This is a genomic window from Corynebacterium vitaeruminis DSM 20294 (genome assembly GCF_000550805.1).
Classification (GTDB): Bacteria; Actinomycetota; Actinomycetes; order Mycobacteriales; family Mycobacteriaceae; genus Corynebacterium; species Corynebacterium vitaeruminis.
In genome coordinates this window covers 1,142,911-1,164,090 of the sequence record NZ_CP004353.1, presented here as the reverse complement: position 1 = coordinate 1,164,090, position 21,180 = coordinate 1,142,911, and the positions used below count along the sequence as shown (strand labels likewise).

16 protein-coding genes are annotated in these 21,180 nt (G+C 67.6%); 7 read left to right on the top strand and 9 right to left on the bottom strand.

What is annotated here, in order from left to right; translation table 11 throughout:
• Positions 1-3 precede the first annotated feature (3 nt).
• The 5 genes from B843_RS05485 to B843_RS05465 form a co-directional block, all read right to left on the bottom strand.
• A complete protein-coding gene (locus tag B843_RS05485) occupies positions 4-753 on the bottom strand; it encodes a hypothetical protein (RefSeq protein WP_025252514.1) in 750 nt (249 codons plus the stop codon).
• Positions 754-894: 141 nt separating this feature from the next.
• Positions 895-1,833 (bottom strand): nucleoside hydrolase, encoded by a 939-nt coding sequence (locus B843_RS05480; protein WP_025252513.1) that lies wholly within the window; start codon positions 1,831-1,833, stop codon positions 895-897.
• Positions 1,834-1,855: 22 nt separating this feature from the next.
• On the bottom strand, positions 1,856-2,665 hold the full coding sequence (locus B843_RS05475; protein ID WP_025252512.1) for a hypothetical protein: 810 nt from the start codon (positions 2,663-2,665) through the stop codon (positions 1,856-1,858).
• Between the two features lie 153 nt (positions 2,666-2,818).
• Positions 2,819-3,670 carry a (2Fe-2S)-binding protein gene (locus B843_RS05470; protein WP_025252511.1) on the bottom strand — a complete coding sequence of 284 codons (852 nt, stop codon included), beginning with the start codon at positions 3,668-3,670 and terminating at the stop codon, positions 2,819-2,821.
• Between the two features lie 33 nt (positions 3,671-3,703).
• Complete coding sequence (locus B843_RS05465) at positions 3,704-5,194, bottom strand: carboxylesterase/lipase family protein (protein ID WP_231494008.1); 1,491 nt, start codon at positions 5,192-5,194, stop codon at positions 3,704-3,706.
• 549 nt (positions 5,195-5,743) lie between these two features.
• Here B843_RS05465 and B843_RS05455 point away from each other — a divergent pair.
• The 4 genes from B843_RS05455 to B843_RS05440 all read left to right on the top strand — a co-directional run bounded on the left by B843_RS05455 (position 5,744) and on the right by B843_RS05440 (position 15,324).
• Complete coding sequence (locus tag B843_RS05455) at positions 5,744-6,553, top strand: shikimate 5-dehydrogenase (RefSeq protein ID WP_025252509.1); 810 nt, start codon at positions 5,744-5,746, stop codon at positions 6,551-6,553.
• A 205-nt stretch (positions 6,554-6,758) separates the two neighbouring features.
• Entirely contained in the window at positions 6,759-7,553 is a 795-nt protein-coding gene (locus B843_RS05450) for a hypothetical protein (protein WP_025252508.1), read from the top strand.
• Positions 7,554-7,724: 171 nt separating this feature from the next.
• Positions 7,725-11,453 carry an ABC transporter ATP-binding protein gene (locus B843_RS05445; protein WP_051483556.1) on the top strand — a complete coding sequence of 1,243 codons (3,729 nt, stop codon included), beginning with the start codon at positions 7,725-7,727 and terminating at the stop codon, positions 11,451-11,453.
• A 190-nt stretch (positions 11,454-11,643) separates the two neighbouring features.
• Positions 11,644-15,324, top strand: coding sequence for a multifunctional oxoglutarate decarboxylase/oxoglutarate dehydrogenase thiamine pyrophosphate-binding subunit/dihydrolipoyllysine-residue succinyltransferase subunit (locus tag B843_RS05440; RefSeq protein ID WP_025252506.1), 3,681 nt, complete (start codon positions 11,644-11,646; stop codon positions 15,322-15,324).
• Between the two features lie 265 nt (positions 15,325-15,589).
• On the opposite strand, the gene B843_RS05435 is transcribed toward B843_RS05440, so the two are convergent.
• Together B843_RS05435 and B843_RS05430 are read right to left on the bottom strand one after the other, a co-directional pair.
• Entirely contained in the window at positions 15,590-16,255 is a 666-nt protein-coding gene (locus B843_RS05435) for a type 2 periplasmic-binding domain-containing protein (protein ID WP_025252505.1), read from the bottom strand.
• Positions 16,256-16,320: 65 nt separating this feature from the next.
• Positions 16,321-16,845: a general stress protein gene (locus tag B843_RS05430; protein WP_025252504.1), complete on the bottom strand. Its 525-nt coding sequence runs from the start codon at positions 16,843-16,845 to the stop codon at positions 16,321-16,323.
• 144 nt (positions 16,846-16,989) lie between these two features.
• Here B843_RS05430 and B843_RS05425 point away from each other — a divergent pair, with 144 nt between their 5' ends.
• The 3 genes from B843_RS05425 to B843_RS05415 all read left to right on the top strand — a co-directional run bounded on the left by B843_RS05425 (position 16,990) and on the right by B843_RS05415 (position 20,107).
• A complete protein-coding gene (locus B843_RS05425; protein ID WP_025252503.1) occupies positions 16,990-18,282 on the top strand; it encodes a magnesium transporter MgtE N-terminal domain-containing protein in 1,293 nt (430 codons plus the stop codon).
• Between the two features lie 3 nt (positions 18,283-18,285).
• The gene (locus B843_RS05420; RefSeq protein ID WP_025252502.1) at positions 18,286-18,882 is read left to right on the top strand and encodes a DUF1003 domain-containing protein; all 597 of its coding nucleotides are present in this window, start codon (positions 18,286-18,288) and stop codon (positions 18,880-18,882) included.
• Positions 18,883-18,970: 88 nt separating this feature from the next.
• Positions 18,971-20,107, top strand: a complete 1,137-nt coding sequence (locus tag B843_RS05415) for an Mrp/NBP35 family ATP-binding protein (RefSeq protein ID WP_025252501.1) — start codon at positions 18,971-18,973, stop codon at positions 20,105-20,107.
• Between the two features lie 56 nt (positions 20,108-20,163).
• On the opposite strand, the gene tatB is transcribed toward B843_RS05415, so the two are convergent.
• On the bottom strand, positions 20,164-20,655 hold the full coding sequence (gene tatB, locus B843_RS05410; RefSeq protein ID WP_025252500.1) for a Sec-independent protein translocase family protein: 492 nt from the start codon (positions 20,653-20,655) through the stop codon (positions 20,164-20,166).
• Between the two features lie 47 nt (positions 20,656-20,702).
• A complete protein-coding gene (locus tag B843_RS05405; protein WP_025252499.1) occupies positions 20,703-21,137 on the bottom strand; it encodes an anti-sigma factor family protein in 435 nt (144 codons plus the stop codon).
• Between the last annotated feature and the right edge of the window lie 43 nt (positions 21,138-21,180).

Here is a 21,180-nt window from a genome sequence, read left to right as displayed (position 1 = left end):
GGGCTATCCCTGCGGGCGAAGCGCCTCGACCGTTTTGCGCGGGAGCGCCTTGATGGTGGCCCACACGAGGAACATCACCAGCGCCTTGTCCAGCGGGTCGGAGATGAAGGACTGCAGGGTCACGGACTGGAGCAGCGAGTTGCCCATCTCGCGGAAGGCGGAGACGATGGCGCCGGTGCCCACGCCGGCGGTGCCGCCGTAGACGAAGGCGGCCACGGGTGCGGCGAGCATGCCGCAGACGATGCCCAGCACGGCGCCAGACAGGATCGCGGTGACGACGTTGCGGAAGGCGCCCTTCTCGATCATCCAGCCGGAGATCGCGCCGGTGGCGGCGCTCACCGCGGCGAACGGCAGGGCGGCCGGGTTGAACAGGCCCCACACGACGGAGCTCAGCGCGCCGGTGGCCAGCCCGCCGATGGGCCCGGTGAGGGCCGCCATGAGGACCGTGCCCACGGAGTCGAGGTAGAGCGGGATGCCGATGGAGCCCACGATCTGGCCGACGACGATGTTGAGCACGAGCGCGAGCGGGATGACGGCGATGGTGCGCGGCGGCAGCGCGGGCAGCGTCGCCGCGAGCAGCAGGAGCGCGCCGATGACGTAGCCCCCCAAGGTGATGAGCGCTGGCCCGCTGGACCCGATCGACTCCCAGTCGGTGGGCCGGGAGATGACCAGGTAGAGCCAGGTGGCGGCGATGATGAGGGCGCCGAGGATAGCCATGCCCTTGCGGGCGGGAGAAAGGGTAATCCGTGACATGAGATGCTTTCGCGTGCGTCGATGTCCACCCGGCGCGGCGCACGAGTGAACGGATGTCGGGTGCCCGCGCGCTCCCCTATGTCACCTCGGGGTGGGCGTTTCCGCGGGCGGGAACGTTGGGTATCTTAGCCCACGCACAGGTTAGGGCGCCAACGTGGCCCAGGCGCGCAGCAGCTCCTCGTGGGCGCCGTCGATGTCGGCGGCGGTGACCAGGCGGGCGTTCGCTGGGCGGGCCCAGTACCCGCGGAGGTCGGCGACGGTGGTGCCGCGCAGCAGGGGCGAGTCGCACTCGACGTCGACGGTGGTCGCGGTCGCCTCGTAGTCGACGCGGCCGAGCGCGATCATGCAGGTGAGCAGGTCGTGGATCTGCGCCTGGTAGCCCTCGCCCTGGGCTTCGTGGAACTCGAAGTAGAAGCGCAGGGCACGGGGCAGGATGGCGGCCACGGGTGCGCCGCCAAGGGCGTCGACAAGCGTGGCTAGGCGGGCGGGATCGATGAGCATCTGCTCGGTAACCCCCAGCGAGCAGACGGTGATCGGGCTGGTCGCTGCGGCGAACGCCTCCTTCGCCGCGTGCGGGTCGACCCAGGAGTTCCACTCGGCGGTGGGCGTGGTGTTTCCCGGGTAGAGGTAGGCGCCGCCCATGAGCGTGACGCCAGGCGGGAAGCGATGCCCGCGCGCGTAGGCGGCGAGGTTGGTCGCGGGGCCGGTGACGATGAGCCGGGTCTCGTCGCCGAGTTGTCTCTCCCACAAGGCTTGCCAGTCGCTTCGCACCCGCTTGTCGACGTCCTTCGGCGCGGTAGCATAACCCAGCCCGGTGGGCCCGTGGGTTTCGGGCGTGGTGACCAGGTCGACCACGAGGGGGCGAGCCTCGCCCGCGGCGACGGGGATGTCGGGAAGCCCGCAGAGGTCGAGGACGTAGCGGGTGTTGATGGCCGTCTGGCGCGCGTCGACGTTGCCCGCGGTGGTGGTCACGGCGCGCAGATCGATGAGGCCCTCCCGGTGGAGGGCTGCGAGGTAGATGAGTGCAACGGCGTCGTCGATGCCGGTGTCGCAGTCGATGAGGACGGAAGGGGTGGTCATAGGTCCACTACCCTACCGCCGCCTACTTCTCGTCCTCGTCTTCGTCCTCCTCATCCTCATCGTCGCCGAGGGCCTCGTACTCGTCGTCGTCATCCTCGCCGAAGATGTCGTAGACGTCGGGCTCGTCGTCGAGGTCGTCCTCCAGCGGCACGAGCTGGGCCTCCCAGTCCTCGGCCTGGTCGGCGGCGAGGGAGAGGATGTCGAAGAGCCGGTCGAAGTCGGTGAAGGAGCCCAGCTCCAGCACCTCGTCGGTGAAGTCGCCCATCTCGCCGGCAACGTCGTAGAAGAGGCGCTCGCGGTCCTCGTCGGTGAGGGTGTCCTCCTCGTCCTCGTCCCAGAGCTCGTCGATGACCTGGTCGACGATGTCGTCGAAGGTCTCTCCGAAGGCCACGAAGGTCACCCGGGCGGTGGGCACGCCGCCGACGGCCTCGATCTCGACCTGCAGCTCGGAGGTATCGGTGACCTCCGCGTGCACGATGTTGGCGAGGGTGGGGTCCTGGAAAAACTCGAGGTCGGCGATGCGCTCGTCGGTGCCCTCGAGCAGGTCACGCAGGACCGTGACCACCTGGTCGGTGGCGATGTGCTCCACGACGGCCTTGACGGCGTCCTCGACGGAGAACACCACCGAGACCAGCGCGGATTCGAAGCTTTCGTCGTCCTCGTCGACGTCGGCGGCGGCGATGTAGACGTTGGCGGCCGGCAGGTGCGGGTCGATTTCTACGAACTGAATTTCCAGGTCAGAGGTGATGGGAACGAACATCATGTCTTCGTTGACGCGCGATTCGATTCCGGCGTCGTCGAGTGCGGTTGCGATGTCTTCGAAAAAGCTCATGATCTTTTCACGCACAGCCTTCCCAGGTGTCTATTGAAGTCGAGCCGCCGTGTGCAGCCTAGGCACTAGCCTAGCCAGTATCCCGCCCGTGCGCCGCCCAAAAATGGAAAACCCATCCTCTCGCCACGAAGCCCGCAGGTTCCCGCAAGCCCCCTAGTAGCTTTCGGCCGCGGCGATGAGCCCCGCCAGCCGCTCCTCGCGGTCCTGGTGGGGGCACGACGTGCACAAACCGGCGTTCGGCGAGTGGTAGATCATGCAGCAGCTGACCCGGTGGGAAAAGATGAACTCCGGCTGCTCGCCGGAAAACTCGAGGTCGTCAAACACGTCTGCACGCAGGGCGTCGAGAAGCTGCCCGGATCCCTCGATGGGGAGCACCTCGCCGTCGAGGATCTGCTCGAAGCGCGGCAGCGGCAGCGGCGCGCCGGTCTCCTTCTTCAGCCCCGCCCACACCTGGCAGGCAAGGCCAAGGGCCTGCGAGGTGGCGAACTCCTGGTTGCCTGCGCCCATGAGCGGCTGGATGAACCCGTCGGCGACCACCGCCCACAGCGGCGCCGGGCGCATTCCCGCGCACTCGCTCAAGGCCTCGACCAGCGGCGCAAGCCCCCGCCCGAGCGACGCGCCCACCCCGAAGGCATCCGAGGCCTGGGCGCTGGGCCGCAGCCCGTACCAGTACCCGCCCGGCTCCCGCTTGAACAAGGTCCCCGCACCTAGGTCGAGGACGGGAAACACCTCGGACTCGACCATGAGCGTCATGGAGGGGGCCACGATGTCGCCGAGCAGGGTGTACAGCCACAGCTGGGCCGCGTGCTTGTCGGATTCGAGGGCAAAAAGCCGCTTCCCGGCCTCGATCGCGGCGCGGAGGGACTCGGGCCGACAGGCGTCGACAAGCGAAAGCGTGCCGGTGCCAGCGATCTCCTCGCAAGCGTGATCGGGCGCGGTGACGCTGGGCGAAAAGCGCGGGTGGCGGGCAGCGAGGCGGTCGAAGGCGTGGTCGAGGGTGCTCACGGGTTCTCCTTGGTCGGTTCTTTCAGTATGACCCTACAGCTCTCCCATTAGCCCCAGCTCGGCCAGCAGCTCGGGGCGGCCGGTGCCCCACTCGCGCATGTTGTAATTCCGCCAGGCGCGGCGGCGGTGACGGTGCGGGTCGTAGACGATCTGGCTCGTGCGGTCAAAGACCTTCGTCGCCCGGCCCGGGTGGTGGTCGCTCGGGGTGACGTAGCGGGGCCAGTTCTCACCGGGGTTGCCGTGGTGGATGAAGTGCGACCAGTGGTACTGCATGAGGTCGCGCAGCGCCACCAGCTCGTCCTTAGCGCCGAAGCGGTTGAGCGAGGACATGCGCGAGGCGTTGAGATCGCCGAAGACCGGCGTGAGCTCCATGGAGTGCATCGCGCCTAGCCCCATCCACTTCAAGATCGAAGGCGCGAAGTCGAAGCGGTACATCCAGGTTTCGGCGACCTTGGCGTGGGCGTTGGCCGCGCTCATCGTGGGCGCCCAGAACACCGCGTCGGTGAGCAGGGAGGCGAAATCACCTCGCTGCTCGGCGCCGCCGTAGGCCTGCAACACCCCCGGCGCGCCGTGGGGGTCGAAGGCGGTGAGCATGCGGTCGGCGGCGCGGGCGCGGGCGGTCTGCCGCAGGTAGAAGCCCTTGGCAAACGAGGCCTCGTCGAAGTTGGTGCCCACCAGCAGCGGCACCTTGTGCTGCTGGCCCGCCTCGAAGACGTCGAGCGGGTGCCCGAACAGCGTTCGCTTGTCGACGGTGGGCGCGTAGCACGAGTTCAGGTGCAGCAGCTCCCGGGTGCGCCAGAGCATCGACTGCCCGGCGCGGACCACCTCAGGCGCGGCCAGCGCGCGGAAGTCGCGCAGGGTGCAGGCCGGGTCGAGCTCGAGGCGGGCGGCGATCTGCTGCGCCCAGAAGGTCGACTGCGCCTGGGAGTGAATGGTGGCGATCGGCGGCGACTGGGCGATCGCCTTGTGGAAGAGCCCCTTCGCGGCGGGCACGCACATGAGTGTGAGCACGGCGGCCCCGCCCGCGGACTCCCCCATGACCGTGACGTTGCCGGGGTCGCCGCCGAAGGCCGCGATGTTCTTTCTCACCCAGCGCAGGGCGAGCACCTGGTCTAAGACCGCGGGGTTGGCCACGCAGTCGTCGCCGAAGGTGCGCATGTCGAGGTAGCCGAGCGCGCCGAGGCGGAAGTTGATGGACACGTAGACCACGTTCATCGACTCGGCCAGGTAGTGCCCGCGCAGCAGCTGCTCGTGCGAGGAGCCGTAGATGAAGGAGCCGCCGTGGAAGTAGACCACCACGGGCAGGACCTCGTCGGTGTCGGGGCGCACCACGTCCAGGTTGAGGCAGTCCTCGCCGCCGCGGATGGCGTCGTTGAGGCCGTAGGTGGGCTGGGTGGCCACCTGCCCGTAGCGCTGGGCCTCGCGCACGCCGGACCAGCCGTCGGCCGGGTGCGGGGCACGGAAACGCTGGTGTCCGCCGGTGTCGGCGCCGAACGGGAGGCCGCGCCAGGTGCGCACCCCCATGAGGACGATGCCCTCGGCCTTGCCCAGGGTGGTCTCCACGACCGGGCCCTGCAGGCGCTGGGCGCCCGGCGGGGTGGGCGGCTGCTGGGCCGCGACCTCAGCGAGGTGCTTCTTCTCCCGGCGCTTCTGGCGGCGTTTCTCCGCCTTCTTGTCGCGCGCCGCCTTCTTGTCCTTCTTGCGGCGCCGCTTCTTGGACTTCCGGGTCTTCTCCGTCTTCGCCGCGGCCGCCCGGTCGCCGGCTATAGACGTCGATAAGCGGGAAGCCTCAAAGTTCTCCTCGATGACGACCACGGTGCCGGAGGAATCCACGGCGAAGGCCGCCAGCTGCGCGGGGTGGACCGTGCCCTTGCGGCGGGAGCCGACGCGGGTAGTGGCGCCTTCGCGCTGGGCGGGGAGGTCGTCGTGGTAGGAGGTGTCTTTGGCCATATCTGTGGGGTGAGTCTTAAGGTGGGCACGGCGGGAGCGAAGATGCCCGAATGCCTGTGTTTATTTCCGATTTCGGGTCAAAAGCCTTCCGCAGGCGCCCCGCTAACAACTACAGTAATAACCATGGTGAACATCGTCGACCGAGAAACAGTTTTGTGCGTCTCCCTTGCCGCACGTCCCTCCAATCACGGGGTGCGCTTCCACAACTGGCTCTACGCCAAGCTGGGGCTCAACTACCTGTACAAGGCGGTTGCACCCACCGATATCACCCAGGCGATCGCGGGCATGCGCGGCCTTGCCATCCGCGGCGCCGGGGTGTCCATGCCGTACAAGCAGGACGTCATCGCGCTCATCGACAAGGTGGATCCCTCCGCCGAGCGCATCAACGCCGTCAACACGATCGTCAACGACGACGGCGTGCTCACCGGCTACAACACCGATTACGTCGCGGTCGCCTCGCTGCTTGAGTCCCACGGGGTGGATCCGTCGCTGAAGGTGGCCGTTCGCGGCTCCGGCGGCATGGCCAACGCGGTCGTCGCGGCGATCGCGGACTACGGCATGAGCGGCACCGTCGTCGCGCGCAACCAGTCCACGGGTCCGGCGCTGGCCAAGCGTTACGGCTGGGAGTTCTCTTCCGACGTTCCCGAGGACGCGAAGCTGCTGGTCAACGTCACCCCGCTGGGCATGCACGGCGACGCGGAGGACGTGCAGTCGTTCAGCGACGAGCAGATCGCCCGCGCCGAGGTCATCTTCGACGTGGTCGCCTTCCCCGTCGAGACCCCGCTGATCAAGGCCGCGAAGGCCGCGGGCAAGCCCACCATCAACGGCGGCGAGGTCGTAGCGCTCCAGGCCGCGGAGCAGTTCGAGCTCTACACCGGCGTTCGCCCCTCCCCGGAGGACGTCGCCGCGGCGGAAGAGTACGCACAGCAGTAGCTTTTCGCTTATCGACGCCCACCCCCTTCACGGCCGGCCCGCGGAAGGGGGTTTACGCGTGCCTTTGTCACGATCCATAACGGTCTGGACACAAATTCCGCACGAACCCTCGTGGGGGGAATCCTTTTTCGCCATGGCCCGTTGGGGAGCATGACGCTTCGATACAGTTGTCTTGTCATTAGTTACCCCAGTAAGAGGTGCAACCATGGGTCTCAAGGACCGCTTCCTTCCCTTCTCCGCCACGGTCCGCGACGGCTACGAGGACGCCATCGTCGACGTGCAGGGCTCCGACCCGAGCCGGCTCGCCGAAGAGTCCGGCCCCGTGGGCAAGGCGCTCATCCTCGCCCTCGACAAGGCGGCGCACATGCAGTCCTCGGTGATCATCAGGTACGTCGACTGGCTGCGCTCCCGCAACAAGGACGCCAGCCCGGCGGACATCCAGCGGCTGCTGGACAAGCACTTCCTCTCCGTGGTCACCGGCTCCGGCGCGGGCGCGGGCGCCTCCTCGGCGATCCCCGGCATCGGGTTCATCACCGGCGCGCTGACGGTCGGCGCGGAGAGCCTGCTCTTCCTCGACGCAGCGACCGTCTACGCGCTGGCCTCCGCGCACCTGCGCGGCGCCGACATCAAGGAGCCCGAGCGGCGCAAGGCGCTCATCCTCATCGCCCTGCTCGGGTCCTCGGGCACCGCGCTGGTCGACGCCTCCATCGGTGGCTCCTCCCCCGCCGCCCTCATATCGCGCCTGTCAATGACTAACCTTTCCGAGATCAACAATCGGATGCTGAAGATCGCGCTCAAGCGGGTGACCAAGTCGGTGCGCTCGGCGTGGATCGGCAAGCTGCTCCCGCTGGGCATCGGCGCGGTCGTGGGCTCGCTGGCCAACCGCCGCATCGCCGAGGGTGTGGCCGAGCACGTGCACACCTCGCTGGGCCCGCTTCCCCAGCGGTTTAGCGAGCCCGCGCCGGAGTTCGTCGAGGAGCCGAGCGAGATTACCTCCTAGTTAGTTTCGCCGGTTTGGGGGCGTGTCGGGGCGGTGCCCTAAGGTAGGTGGCGATAGAGCGATCGCTGAAGAGAGGGGGCTGTGATGACCGTGATGACCACGCCATCGACGGTTTCGCGCGGCGCCGCCGCGGGGAAAGGCGTGCGCCCGCTGCGCAGGCTGATTGCCACGATGTGGCTGACCAAGGCCGCGTTCCTGGCCGCGCTGGTGTCCACCATCATGGTCACCGTCTTCGACGTGGCCATCCCGATGCTCTCCGGCTCCGCGGTCGACGTGGCCACCGGGCAGTCCTCCCGCTCGCTGCGCGCGGTGGTGCTCACCCTGGTGGCGGTCGCGCTGGGTCGGTATCTCTTCCAGTTCGGGCGCAGGTTCACCGCGGGCCTTTTGTCCAACAGCCTCCAGCACACGCTCAGGGTGCAGATCATGCGCTCGCTGCTCCGGCTCGACGGGCCGGGACAGGATTCGCTGCGCTCCGGGCAGATCGTCTCCCGCTCGATCTCCGACCTCAACCTCACCCAGGCGATGGTGGCCATGCTCCCGCTCATCGTGGGCCACATGCTCAAGGTCGTGGCCACCATCGCGGTGCTGCTGTGGATCTCCCCGGTCTTGAGCCTCATCGCGCTGGCGGTCATGCCCGCGCTGGTGTTACTCACCTTCTATTCGCGCCGAACGCTGTTCGCGGCCACGTGGTCGGCGCAGCAGGCGGTCTCGGATCTCGCAACCCAGGTCGAGGAAACCACCACCGGCGTGCGCGTGGTCAAGGCGTTCGCCCAGGAGGAGCGGGAGATCACCAAGCTGGAGGCCATCGCGCGCGACATCTACGCCAAGATGATCCGGCAGGGCAAGCTCCAGGCCAGGTTCCAGCCCGCGGTTCAGCAGCTCCCCGCTTTTGCCAACGTCGCGGGCATCGGACTGGGCGGCTGGCTCGCCCTGCACGGCCACATCACGGTGGGTACCTTCCTCGCCTTCAGCGTCTACCTCTCATCCTTGACAGCGGTGGCGTCCATGGTGGCGGGAATGATCGTGCAGATGCAGCTCGGCTACGCCTCGGCCTCCCGCGTGTTCGAGGTCATCGACCTTGAACCCGCGCTCCCAGACCCTCAGTCGCCTGCGGACATGCTCCCAGGGCAGCTCGGTGTGCGCATGGCTGAGGTGGATTTCCTTCTTCCGCGCCCCGGCGGCCACGAGCGCCCGATCTTAAGCGGCTTCAGCCTCGACGTCCGCCCGGGTGAGACGGTGGCCTTGGTGGGGCCCGCGGGGGCGGGCAAGTCGATGGCGATGAACCTGCTCACCGCCTTCTACCGGCCGCAGGCGGGAAGCATCGAGTTCTACAACGCCGCGGGCGATCACGTTTCCTACGCCGACCTGTCCCGCGCCGAGATCCGCGGCGCGCTCGGCTACGTCAGCGACGAGCCCTTCCTGTTCTCCGCGAGCATCCGCGAGAACATCACCATGGGCGCGCCCTACAGCGAGGAGGAGGTCATCGCCGCCGCGCGCGGCGCGCAGGCGCACGCCTTCATCTCCGAGCTGCCGGGCGGGTACGAGGAGGTCGTCGGCGAGCGCGGCCTGACCTTGAGCGGCGGGCAACGCCAGCGCATCGCGCTCGCCCGCGCCCTGCTGCGCGCGCCCCAGGTCCTGCTTCTCGACGACGCGACCAGCGCCATCGACGCCGAGACCGAGCGCCGGATCTACGCCCACCTGCGCGAGCACTTCTCGGAGACCACCATCGTCTCGGTGGCCCACCGGCACTCGACCCTCGAGCTGGCCGACTCGGTTGCCTTGGTCGATCGCGGCCGCGTCGTCGCCCACGGAAGCCTCGACCAGATGCGGGCCAACCCCGCGTTCGCCCACCTCATGGACCTCAAGGCTCCCGAGACCAGCGAGCCGGTGCTCGCCCTCGACGAGGCCGGGTGCGAGCCCGCGTGGGAGGAGCTGTGGCCCGACGAGGTCCAGCAGGCCGCGGGTGCGACGATGTCCGCCCACGCGAGCCGCAGCGCCAGCTCCGCGGCAGGCATGAACCCGATGGGTGGCGGCGGTCGGGGCGGGCGCGGCGGCATGGCGGCCGCCGCCTCCATGCCCGCGACCAAGGAGCTGCTCGAGCGCGTCGCCGCGCTTCCCCCGGCGAGCGCGGTCCCGCCGGGCGACCCGGCGATGTTCCGGCGCCCGATGGCGAAGGTCACGGCCCACACGATGTTCTCACACGTGCGCTGGCTCATCGCCGGCGTCATCGTCTTGTACATCGTTGGCGTCGCGGCGGGGCTGGCGGTGCCGAGCCTGACCCGAGTCGCGATCGACAAGGGCGTGGAGCTGGCCGACGAGCGGATCCTCTGGGAGGTCAGCGCGCTCGGCGCGGCCATCGTCGCCGTCGCGTGGCTGGTGTCGGTCGCCTCGACGATCCTCACCACGACCACCGGCGAACGCCTGCTCTACGAGCTGCGCATCCGCAGCTACTCCCACCTGCAGCGGCTGGGCATGGACTATTACGAGCGCACGATGTCGGGCACCATCCTTACCCGCATGACCACGGACATCGACGCGCTCAACACCTTCCTGCAGACGGGCCTGGCAAACACCGTCGTGGCGCTCACGACGCTGGTGGGCATCCTCGTGCTGCTCGCGGTGACCTCGCCCCAGCTCTCGTTCATTGCGCTCGTGGGCATCCCGATCATCGCCCTTGCGACCTTCTACTTCCGGCGCATCTCCACCCGGCTGTACACCCGCGCCCGCGAGGAGGTCTCTGGGGTCAACGCCTACTTCCACGAGTCGATCGCGGGGCTCAAGGCCATGCAGCTCTACGGGATGCAGGAGCACCGGCTTCGTGAGTTCGAGGCCAAGGCCCTGAAGTTCCGCAACACTCGCATCAAGACGCAGACGGCGGTGGCCATCTACTTCCCCGGCATCAACGCCATAAGCGAGCTCGCCCAGGCCGCCGTGCTGGCCGTGGGCGTGGGGTTGGTCACCGACGGGCACCTCGGCACCGGTGTGCTCGTCGCCTTCCTGCTCTACCTCGACCGGCTCTACTCCCCGATCCAGCAGCTCTCCCAGGTCTTCGATTCCTACCAGCAGGCTCAGGTGGGATTCCGGCGGATCACCGACCTCTTGTCCACCCCGCCGCTTATCGTCGATAAGCAAGAAAGCGAAAGGCGGCACAGCCAGAAGGAGATCGCGGCGCTGGCCACGGGCGACCTGCGCTTCGAGGACGTCGCCTTCTCCTACGGGCCGGGCCAGCCGCTCATCACCGAGGACCTGTCGGTCACGATCGCCGCGGGCAGCACGGTCGCGGTGGTCGGCCCCACCGGCGCCGGAAAGTCGACGTTCATCAAGCTCATCGAGCGCTTCTACGACCCGGCACGGGGACGCGTGACCGCCAGCGGCGTCGCCCTCGACGAGCTGCCCGTGCGCGGCTGGCGCTCGACCATCGGCTTCGTGCCGCAGGAATCCCACCTGTTCGCGGGCAGCATCGCGGACAACATCGCCTACGGCCGCGCGGGTTCTACCCCCGAGGAGATCACCGACGCCGCCCGACGAGTGGGCGCGCTCGGCGCGATCTCCGCCATCCCTGGCGGATTCCGAGCGTGCATCGGCGAGCGCGGGCAGGGACTGAGCTCCGGGCAGCGGCAGCTCGTGGCGCTCGCGCGCGCGGAGATGTGCCAGCCCCGCATCATGCTTCTCGACGAGGCCACGGCGACGCTCGACCCGGCCACCGAGGCCACGATCCTCTCCGCCGCAGAGCGCGTGACCAAGGCTCGTACCTCGGTGATCGTCGCCCACAGGCTCGCGACGGCGGCCCGCGCGGACCGCATCCTCGTCATCGAAAAGGGCACGATCGTCGAGGACGGAGATCACCAATCGTTACTTACTTTTGGGGGTAGGTACGCAACACTGTGGGGTAGCAAGTGATCCCGTTTTCGCAGGACAATAAAGGCACGCTCACGAAACTTTGAGAAGGATCCCCAAATACCCCATTTATGGGCGGGAAAGATTACATTGGCGGGGTCTAAGCAGTTAGCCTGTAAAGAGCTATTACGATGTGAAATACGTTGTGTATAGAAGTTAGAAATCTCACAAAGAAATGAGGCGAGCACCTGCCGTGAGCAGCGCTAGTACTTTCGGCCAGAATCAGTGGCTGGTTGACGAGATGTTCCAGCAGTTCCAAAAGGATCCCCAGTCTGTAGATGCAGAGTGGCGTGAGCTTTTTGAGAAGCAAGGCGCACCGAGCTCGGCCACTACCGCTTCGCAGCCAACACCTGCCAAGACCGTGGCCCCGAGCAAGCCGGAGAAGGCTGCCACCCGGGCACCCCAGACCGTAGCGGACAAGGCAGCCCCCGCAGAGAAGCCGGCACCCGCCAAGAAGAAGGCCCCGTCGCCGATGACGCGCGCAGGCGAGCTCCCCGAGTCCGGTTCCAAGGCCCTCAAGGGCATTTACAAGGCCATCGCCAAGAACATGGACGAGTCGCTCGAGATCCCGACCGCGACCTCCGTGCGCGACATGCCGGTCAAGCTCATGTTCGAGAACCGCGCCATGATCAACGAACACATGCAGCGCACCCATGGTGGCAAGGTCTCCTTCACCCACATCATCGGCTACGCCATGGTCAAGGCCGTCATGGCCCACCCGGACATGAACAACAGCTACTCCGTCGTCGACGGCAAGCCCACCGTTCACACCCCGGAGCACATTAACCTCGGCTTGGCCATCGACCTCCCGCAGAAGGACGGCACCCGCGCGCTCGTCGTCGCCGCCATCAAGGAGTGCGAGACCCTCACCTTCTCCCAGTTCGTGGCGAAGTACGAGGACATCGTCAAGCGCTCCCGCGTCGGCAAACTGACGATGGACGACTACAACGGCGTGACCATCTCGCTGACCAACCCGGGCGGCATCGGCACCCGCCACTCCGTCCCGCGCCTGACCAAGGGCCAAGGCACCATCATCGGCGTCGGCTCGATGGACTACCCGGCCGAGTTCGCCGGTGCCTCCGTCGACCGCCTCGCCGAGCTCGGCGTGGGCAAGCTCGTCACCATCACCTCGACCTACGACCACCGCATCATCCAGGGCGCGGAGTCCGGCGAGTTCCTGCGCACCATGAGCCAACTGTTCGTGGACGACGCCTTCTGGGACGACATCTTCGAGTCCATGCAGATCCCCTACTCCCCGATGCGTTGGGCGCAGGATCTGCCGAACACCGGCCTGGACAAGAACACCCGCGTCATGCAGCTGATCGAGGCCTACCGCTCCCGCGGCCACCTCATCGCCGACACCAACCCGCTCAAGTGGGTTCAGCCGGGCATGCCGGTTCCGGACCACTCCGACCTCGAGCTCGGCACCCACGGCCTGACCCTGTGGGACCTGGACCGTAGCTTCCACGTCGGTGGCTTCGGCGGCAAGGAGACCATGACCCTGCGCGAGGTGCTCTCCCGCCTGCGCGCTGCCTACACCCTCAAGGTCGGTTCCGAGTACACCCACATCCTTGACCGCGAGGAGCGCCTGTGGCTGCAGGACCGCCTCGAGGCCGGTATGCCCAAGCCGACCAACGCCGAGCAGAAGTACATCCTGCAGCAGCTCAACGCCGCCGAGGCCTTCGAGATGTTCCTGCAGACCAAGTACGTCGGCCAGAAGCGCTTCTCCCTGGAGGGCGCCGAGGCGCTCATCCCGCTCATGGACTCTGCCATCGACACCGCCGCTGGCCAGGGTCTCGACGAGGTCGTCATCGGCATGCCGCACCGCGGCCGCCTCAACGTGCTGTTCAACATCGTGAACAAGCCGCTGGAGACCATCTTCACCGAGTTCGAGGGCCACATCACCCCGAAGGCAGCCGGTGGATCCGGCGACGTGAAGTACCACCTCGGTTCCGAGGGCACCCACCTGCAGATGTTCGGTGACGGCGAGATCAAGGTGACCCTGACCGCCAACCCGTCCCACCTCGAGGCCGTCAACCCGGTCATGGAGGGCATCGCCCGCGCGAAGCAGGACATGCTGGACAAGGGCAAGGACGGCTACACCGTCATGCCGCTGCTGCTCCACGGCGACGCCGCCTTCGCTGGCTTGGGCATCGTCCCGGAGACCATCAACCTCGCCCAGCTGCGCGGCTACACCGTGGGCGGCACCGTCCACATCGTGGTCAACAACCAGATCGGCTTCACCACCACCCCGGACTCCGGCCGCTCCAGCCACTACGCCACCGACCTGGCCAAGGCCTATGGCTGCCCGGTCTTCCACGTCAACGGCGAGGATCCGGAGGCCGTCGTGTGGGTCGGCCAGCTGGCCACCGAGTACCGCCGCCGCTTCGGCAAGGACGTCTTCATCGACATGATCTCCTACCGCAAGCGCGGCCACAACGAGGCCGACGACCCGTCGATGACCCAGCCGAAGATGTACGAGCTGATCGACGGCCGCAAGACCGTCCGTGAGCAGTACACCCTCGACCTCATCGGCCGTGGCGAGCTGACCGCCTCCGAGGCCGAGGCCGCCGAGCGCGACTTCCACGACCAGATGGAGTCCGTGTTCAACGAGGTCAAGGAGACTGAGAAGGCCCCGTTCGCACTGCAGGAGGGCATCACCAAGGCCCAGGAAGTCCCGCACGGACTGAAGACCAACATCACCCGGGAGGAACTGGTCGAGATCGGCCAGGCCTACTCCACCCCGCCGCAGGGCTTCGAGTTCCACCAACGCGTGGCGCCGGTCGCCGAGAAGCGCATGGAGGCCGTCAAGAACGGCGGCATCGACTGGGGCTGGGGCGAGCTCATCGCCTTCTCCTCGCTGGCTAACACCGGCAAGACCGTCCGCCTCGCGGGCGAGGACTCCCGCCGCGGTACCTTCACCCAGCGCCACGCCGTCGTTTACGATCCGCACACCGGCGCCGAGTTCAACGGGCTCAACGACCTGGCCGACCGCAAGGGCAACGGCGGCAAGTTCCTGGTCTACAACTCCGCACTGACCGAGTACGCGGGCATGGGCTTCGAGTACGGCTACTCCGTCGGCAACCCCGACGCCGTGGTCGCCTGGGAGGCTCAGTTCGGTGACTTCGCCAACGGCGCCCAGACCATCATCGACGAGTACGTCTCCTCCGGCGAGGCCAAGTGGGGCCAGACCTCCTCGGTCATCCTCCTCCTGCCGCACGGTTACGAGGGCCAGGGCCCGGATCACTCCTCCGCGCGTATCGAGCGCTACCTGCAGCTGTGCGCCGAGGGCACGATGACCGTCGCCCAGCCGTCCACCCCGGCTAACTACTTCCACCTGCTGCGCCGCCACGCGCTGAGCAACCTGCGCCGCCCGCTGGTCGTCTTCACCCCGAAGTCGATGCTGCGCATGAAGGCCGCCACCTCCTCGGTGGAGGACTTCACCCAGGTGGAGAAGTTCCAGTCCGTCATCGACGATCCTCGCTTCGTCACCGGCGGCAAGGACCGCGCCGGTGTGAAGAAGATCCTGCTGGTCTCCGGCAAGCTCTACTACGAGCTCACCAAGCGCGCAGAGAAGGAGAAGCGCGACGACATCGCCATCGTCCGCATCGAGATGCTCCACCCGATCCCGTTCAACCGCTTGAAGGAAACCTTCGACCTCTACGCCAACGCAGAGGAGATCCGTTTCTGCCAGGACGAGCCGGCAAACCAGGGTCCGTGGCCGTTCCTCAACGAGCACCTGCGCGAACTCATTCCGGGCCTGCTCCCGCTCAAGCGCGTCTCTCGCCGCGCCCAGGCGTCCACCGCGACCGGCCTGTCCAAGGTCCACGCCGTGGAGCAGGCGCAGCTGCTTAACGACGCATTCGCTGACTAACAGCTAGCCGCCGAAGCCGAAGGCGGGGCGCACCCAACCGGGGTACGCCCCGCCTTTTGCGTTGCAAACGCGCGGATTGTGGGATCAGTACGGCGAAAGGCCGCGCATCTGTGCATCGCGGCGAGGAATTTCCGCAGCTCGCGATCCCGGAAAACCCACAAACGCGCGGATCTAGGCCACACCTTGCCGAAATCCGCGCGCCTGTGCCCCCAAGCAGGGCCCCGTCAAGAAAGCGGGTTTTTGCGCCACGAGCCGGTCCGCGCGCCTAGACGTCCTTGGAATCCAAGTACTCCGAGACCAGGTCCTTGGGCGACTCCCCCGCCTGGGCCTCGGAAACCAGCTCCGCGACCTCCTTGGTGGTCATCGCGCCCGAGGCGTTGTTGAGCATGAGCCGGGTCTCGCGGGGGACGGCGGCGGAGCGGAAGATGGGAACGAAGTTCTCGGCGAGCCCGTCGGTGGCGTCGGCGCAGCCGGAGGCGTTGGAGGGGTCGGCGGCGTCGAGGCCGTTGCTCAGTCCGCTGACCATCGCCTTGTAGGTGGCCTCGCGCCGCTCGTCCTGCTGCTCCGGCGTGGGGTTCCTAAAGTCCGGGTACTGCGCCGCGAGCTCGGCGGCCTTGGACGGGTTGGTGTCGTGGAGGAGCCGTCCGGAGCAGCCGATGACGATGTCGTTGGAGCTGCGCCCCAAGGTGTAGAGCAGGGAGTCCTCGCTCGCGGCCATCGTCACCACCGTCGCATCGCGCCCCTTGCGCTGGAGCACCTGCTTGTAGACCTCGCCCAGGATGACCTGCTCGTAGCTGTTCGGGGCGATCGCGATGGTGAGCAGCTCGGTGCGGTCGGGAACCTCGTCGTTGGCGGGGATCTGCGAGGAGCAGGCGGCCAGGAGCGCTGCGGCGCCACAGAGCGCGCCCAGCTGAATGAACCTACTCTTCACGATGTGTCGACCCCTTGTCGCGTCTAGCCCCAACGAATTGCCGTGACCAGTCTAACCCAGCGCCCCTAGCCCAGGCGCTTGCGCTGGGTGAATTCGGCGATCTTGTCGCGGGCCTCGCGCGCGCGGGAAGGCAGGCACAGGACGTCGTAGCGCCCGGCCACGATCTGCGTCTGGGAGCTGAAGTCGCGCCGGCCGCCGGTCATCGCGTACTGCACGGCCGCCATGACGGTGCCGAAGATGACGCCCATGACCACGCCGGTCGCGATCGCCGAGAGCCACTGGCTCGACATGATGCCCAGCAGCATGCCGAAGAAGAGACCCAGCCACGCGCCCGAGGCCGCGCCGCCGAGCAGCACGCGCCCCCACGTCAGCCGCCCCATGACCTTCTCCACCTCCATGAGGTCGACGCCGACGATGGTGAGCTCCTCGACGGGGAACTGCGCGTCGGAGAGCATGTCCACCGCCTCCTGCGCCTCCGCGTAGGTCTCGAAGCTACCCACCGGCCACCCCTCGGGCTTCTTGCGCTCCTGCCCCAGCCCGGCTCGCTGGCCGGTCTGGTTGGCAGGGGTGGAATTCAGAGAAAAGCTCATCGGGCATCATCCTTTTTGTTATTCGTTTCTACTTACCCAACGCCCCGTCGCCGCCGATTGTTTCCGCTTCGCTTCTCGACGCTCGCCGAAGGTGATCGTCGGCAAGCAAAGGCAAAAACCGATTTTGTCGTAAACTAAAGCCCTATGAGCGAAGTTACCCGTGTTTACGCTGGTCGGCTGGCTGGCATGGTCGTTCGCGGGCCGGATACCGACGTGATCGGCCGCGTGCGCGACGTGATCGTCAACGTGCGCCCGGCGCACCACACCTCCCGCGTGCTCGGCGTCGTCGTGGAAATGACCAACAAGCGACGAATCTTCCTGCCCATGCTGCGCATCGGCACCATCGAACCGCAGGAGATCAACCTCGTCTCGGGTAGCGTGTCGCTGCGAAGTTTCAAGCCCCGCGCGGGCGAGGTCGCCGTCTTGGGCGAGATCATCGGCTCGAAGGTCCACGTCGACGACCCCGAGCTCGACCACCTGCACTCCAAACCGCTGGAGATCGCGGACATCGAGATCGAGCGCACCCGCACCCGCGACTGGGCGATCTCGCGCGTGGCCGTCATTGGCGAGCGCCCGAAGTTCGGCCGACGCCCCGACCTCCACACCATCCCGTGGAACCACGTGCACGGGCTCTATGCGGGCGGCACGGGGCTGCCCGACGAGGCCGCCGAGCTGCTGGCCGAGTTCGAGGACATGCGCCCGGCCGACGTGGCCACGGTGCTCTACCGGCTGCCGGAGAACCAGCGCGTGAGCGTGGCCAGCGAGCTCGACGACGAGCGGCTCGCGGACGTCCTGCAGGAGATGAGCGAGGACCGCCAGGCCGAGCTTCTGGAGACCCTCGACATCGAGCGCGCGGCCGACGTCCTCGAGGAGATGGATCCGGACGACGCCGCCGACCTGCTCGGCGAGCTCGACGAGGCCAAGGCCGACGTCCTCCTCGAGCTCATGGACCCCGAGGAGTCCGCCCCGGTCCGCCGACTCATGAGCTTCAGCCCCGACACCGTGGGCGCGCTCATGACCCCGGAGCCGCTCATCCTGTCCCCGCAGACCACGGTGGCCGAGGCCCTGGCGCTCGCGCGCAACCCCGACCTGCCCACCTCGCTGGCGTCGATGGTCTTCGTCGTGCGCCCGCCGACGGCCACGCCGACCGGCAAGTACTTGGGCTGCGTGCACCTGCAGAAGATGCTGCGCGAGCCCCCGAGCTCGCTGGTCTCGGGCATCCTCGACCCCGACCTTCCGCCGCTGTACGCCGACGATTCCCAGGAGACGGCGGCGCGCTTCTTCGCCACCTACAACCTGGTGTGCGGCCCCGTCCTCGACGATGACGGCCACCTTCTCGGCGCCGTCGCCGTCGACGACCTCCTGGACCACCTGCTCCCCGACGACTGGCGCGACGCCGGCATCCGCCCGCACGATCACAAGCGAAAGGAGGCCTAGCCCATGGCAGACTACAACCGCTCCCAGCTCGACACCCCCTTTATCCAGCAGCGGCGGCGCTTCATCAGAATCGATGACGACACCGTCGGCGCCTACGCCGAGCGCATCGCTCGGTTCTTCGGCACCGGCCGCTACCTCATGTGGCAGACGGTTTTCGTGGCCGTGTGGATCCTGCTCAACGTCGGCGGCTGGTGGTTCAGCTGGGACGAGTACCCGTTCATCCTGCTGAACCTGGCGTTTTCCACGCAAGCCGCCTACGCGGCGCCGCTCATCCTGCTCGCGCAGAATCGCCAGGAGGACCGGGACCGCATCTCGCTCAACGAGGACCGCCGCCGGGCCTTCGAGACGAAGGCCGACACCGAGTTCATCACCCGCGAGCTCGCGGGCCTGCGCCTGGCCGTGGGCGACATGGTCTCCCGCGACTACCTGCGCCACGAGCTCGACGACCTGCAAAACCTGCTCGAGCGCATCGAGGCCAAGCTCGACGACGAGGCCGCGGCGCGCATCGCCGCCCGCCACCAACTCGACGAGTCCGCCGTCGAGCAGCTGTCCGACCCGATCCAGGGCGACGTCGTCGAGGAACACCGACACGACGATTAGCCCTGTACGCATAGCCTTGCCGCCGCCGAAACAGCAGGTACTCGCCCGTTGGAAGCGGCGGGCGCGTAAGGCGTAAAGTTGATTAGCAATGAGCACTGACAACATCACCGAAGCACAAGTCCGCTCCGCGCTCTCGCGGGTGGAGGACCCCGAGATCGGCAAACCCATCACCGAGCTCGGCATGGTCAAGTCCATTAGCCTCAGCGGCAACGACGTCGAGGTGGAGATCTACCTCACCATCGCCGGCTGCCCCATGAAGAACACCCTGGTGGACAACTCGAAGGCCGCCATCGAGGACATCGAGGGCGTGGGCGCCGTCACCGTCAATACCGACGTCATGAGCGACGAGCAGCGCCGCGAGCTGCGCCAGAGCCTGCGCGGCGGCGACGCCGAGCCGGTCATCCCCTTCGCCCAGCCGGGATCGACCACCCGCGTGTTCGCGGTGGCCTCCGGCAAGGGCGGCGTGGGCAAGTCCTCCATGACGGTCAACCTCGCCACCGCGCTGGCCGCCCGCGGCCTGAAGGTCGGCGTCCTCGACGCCGACATCTACGGCCACTCCGTGCCCGGCATGCTCGGCTCCACCGAGCGCCCCCATGCCGTCGACGACATGATCATGCCGCCGCAGGCGCACGGCGTGAAGCTCATCTCCATCGCCCACTTCGTCGAGGGCAACGCGCCGGTCGTCTGGCGCGGCCCGATGCTCCACCGCGCCATCCAGCAGTTCCTGGCGGACGTATTCTGGGGCGACCTCGACATCCTCCTGCTCGACCTCCCGCCGGGAACCGGCGACATCGCGATCTCGGTGGCGCAGCTCGTGCCCAACGCGGAGCTGCTCATCGTCACCACCCCGCAGGCGGCGGCGGCCGAGGTCGCCGAACGCGCGGGCACCATCTCGATGCAGACCCACCAGAAGATCGCGGGCGTCATCGAGAACATGGCCGCCATGGTCATGCCCGACGGCACCGTCGTCGACGTCTTCGGCTCCGGCGGCGGCCAGGCCGTCACCGACCGGCTCACCGCGCTCACCGGCACCCCGGTGAAGCTCCTGGGCAGCGTCCCGCTCGACCCCAAGCTGCGCGAGGGCGGCGACGAGGGCACCCCGATCGCGATCGGTGCGCCGGACTCCCCCACGGGCAAGGCCATCCGCGCCATCGCCGACCAGCTGGTCGTGCGCAAGGAGTCGCTCGCGGGCAAGTCCCTGGGTCTCGGCGTGACCCGCCACTAGCCCCAAATTACTCAACAACCCCCGGCACCGGCCTCGGTGCTGGGGGTTGTGCGATTCTAGGTGATGTCCTTGTAGCTGCCGCCCTCCGGGGGCTGTTCGGGCTGGGCCGGCTGCTGCTTCTTCTTGTTATCCGAATAGATCTCGGCGTAGTTGAAGGTCGGCCGCGCCGGCTGCGGGGTTCCGGTCTCCGACGCCCTCGCGGGGCGTGCCGTTCCCTGGGCGGAACCCGGCTTCTCGTCGCCCAAGAGCTTCTTCGGGCTAAAGGACTCCATGAACTCGTCGTCGCCGTCGAACAGCGCCTTGCTGAGCACGCCGCGCGGGCCCATGCGCTGGATGTTCGCGATCTGCGACAGCGGCTTCTTGAACTCGTCGAAGTCCTCGCCGAACTCCCCGTTCAGCTCGGCCTTGGCGTTGTTGATGGCCTTGCGCGCGGCGAAGATGGCGGCGCGCACGTCCTCGATGACGCGCGGCATTTTTTCAGGGCCGATGACGATGATGCCAACGACGACGATGGCGAAGATCTCCGGCCAACCAATGGAGTCAAACACAGATCTACTCTAGACCCTTTCCGTCGTTGGTGCCCCGCGCTAAGGGCCTACTTCCCGTGCTTCTTTTTCTTCCCCCGCACCTTGGGCTTGGTGCGCGTCATGGCGTCCAGCTTGGCGAGGAAGGACTTGCTCTTTTCCTCCAGCTCCTCGGCGGACGGTCCCGTCGGGCAGGACTGGGCGATCTGGGTGAGCTTGGCCACTAGGTCGGAGGAGGCGTGCACCTCCCGGCAGGTGGCGGAGCGCAGGCGCTCGGAGGCGACGCGCTGGCGGGCGACCTCCTCGCGGCACTCCTCGCAGTGGACCATGTGGATGCGCGCGCGGTGGGCGGCCATGGGGCTGAGCTCGTTGTCCACGAAGGCCGCCACGGCCTCGGGGTTGAGGTGCTCTACCGAGGCGAACTCCTTGGCCGCGCTCTTGCGGCTCGCGGCGCGCTGTTTGAGCTTGGTGGCCTCGGCGCGCAGGTAGTCGCGGTCGAAGCGCATATGCCGCGGAGAATCCGAGCGCGGGTCGGACGGTCCGGTGGCT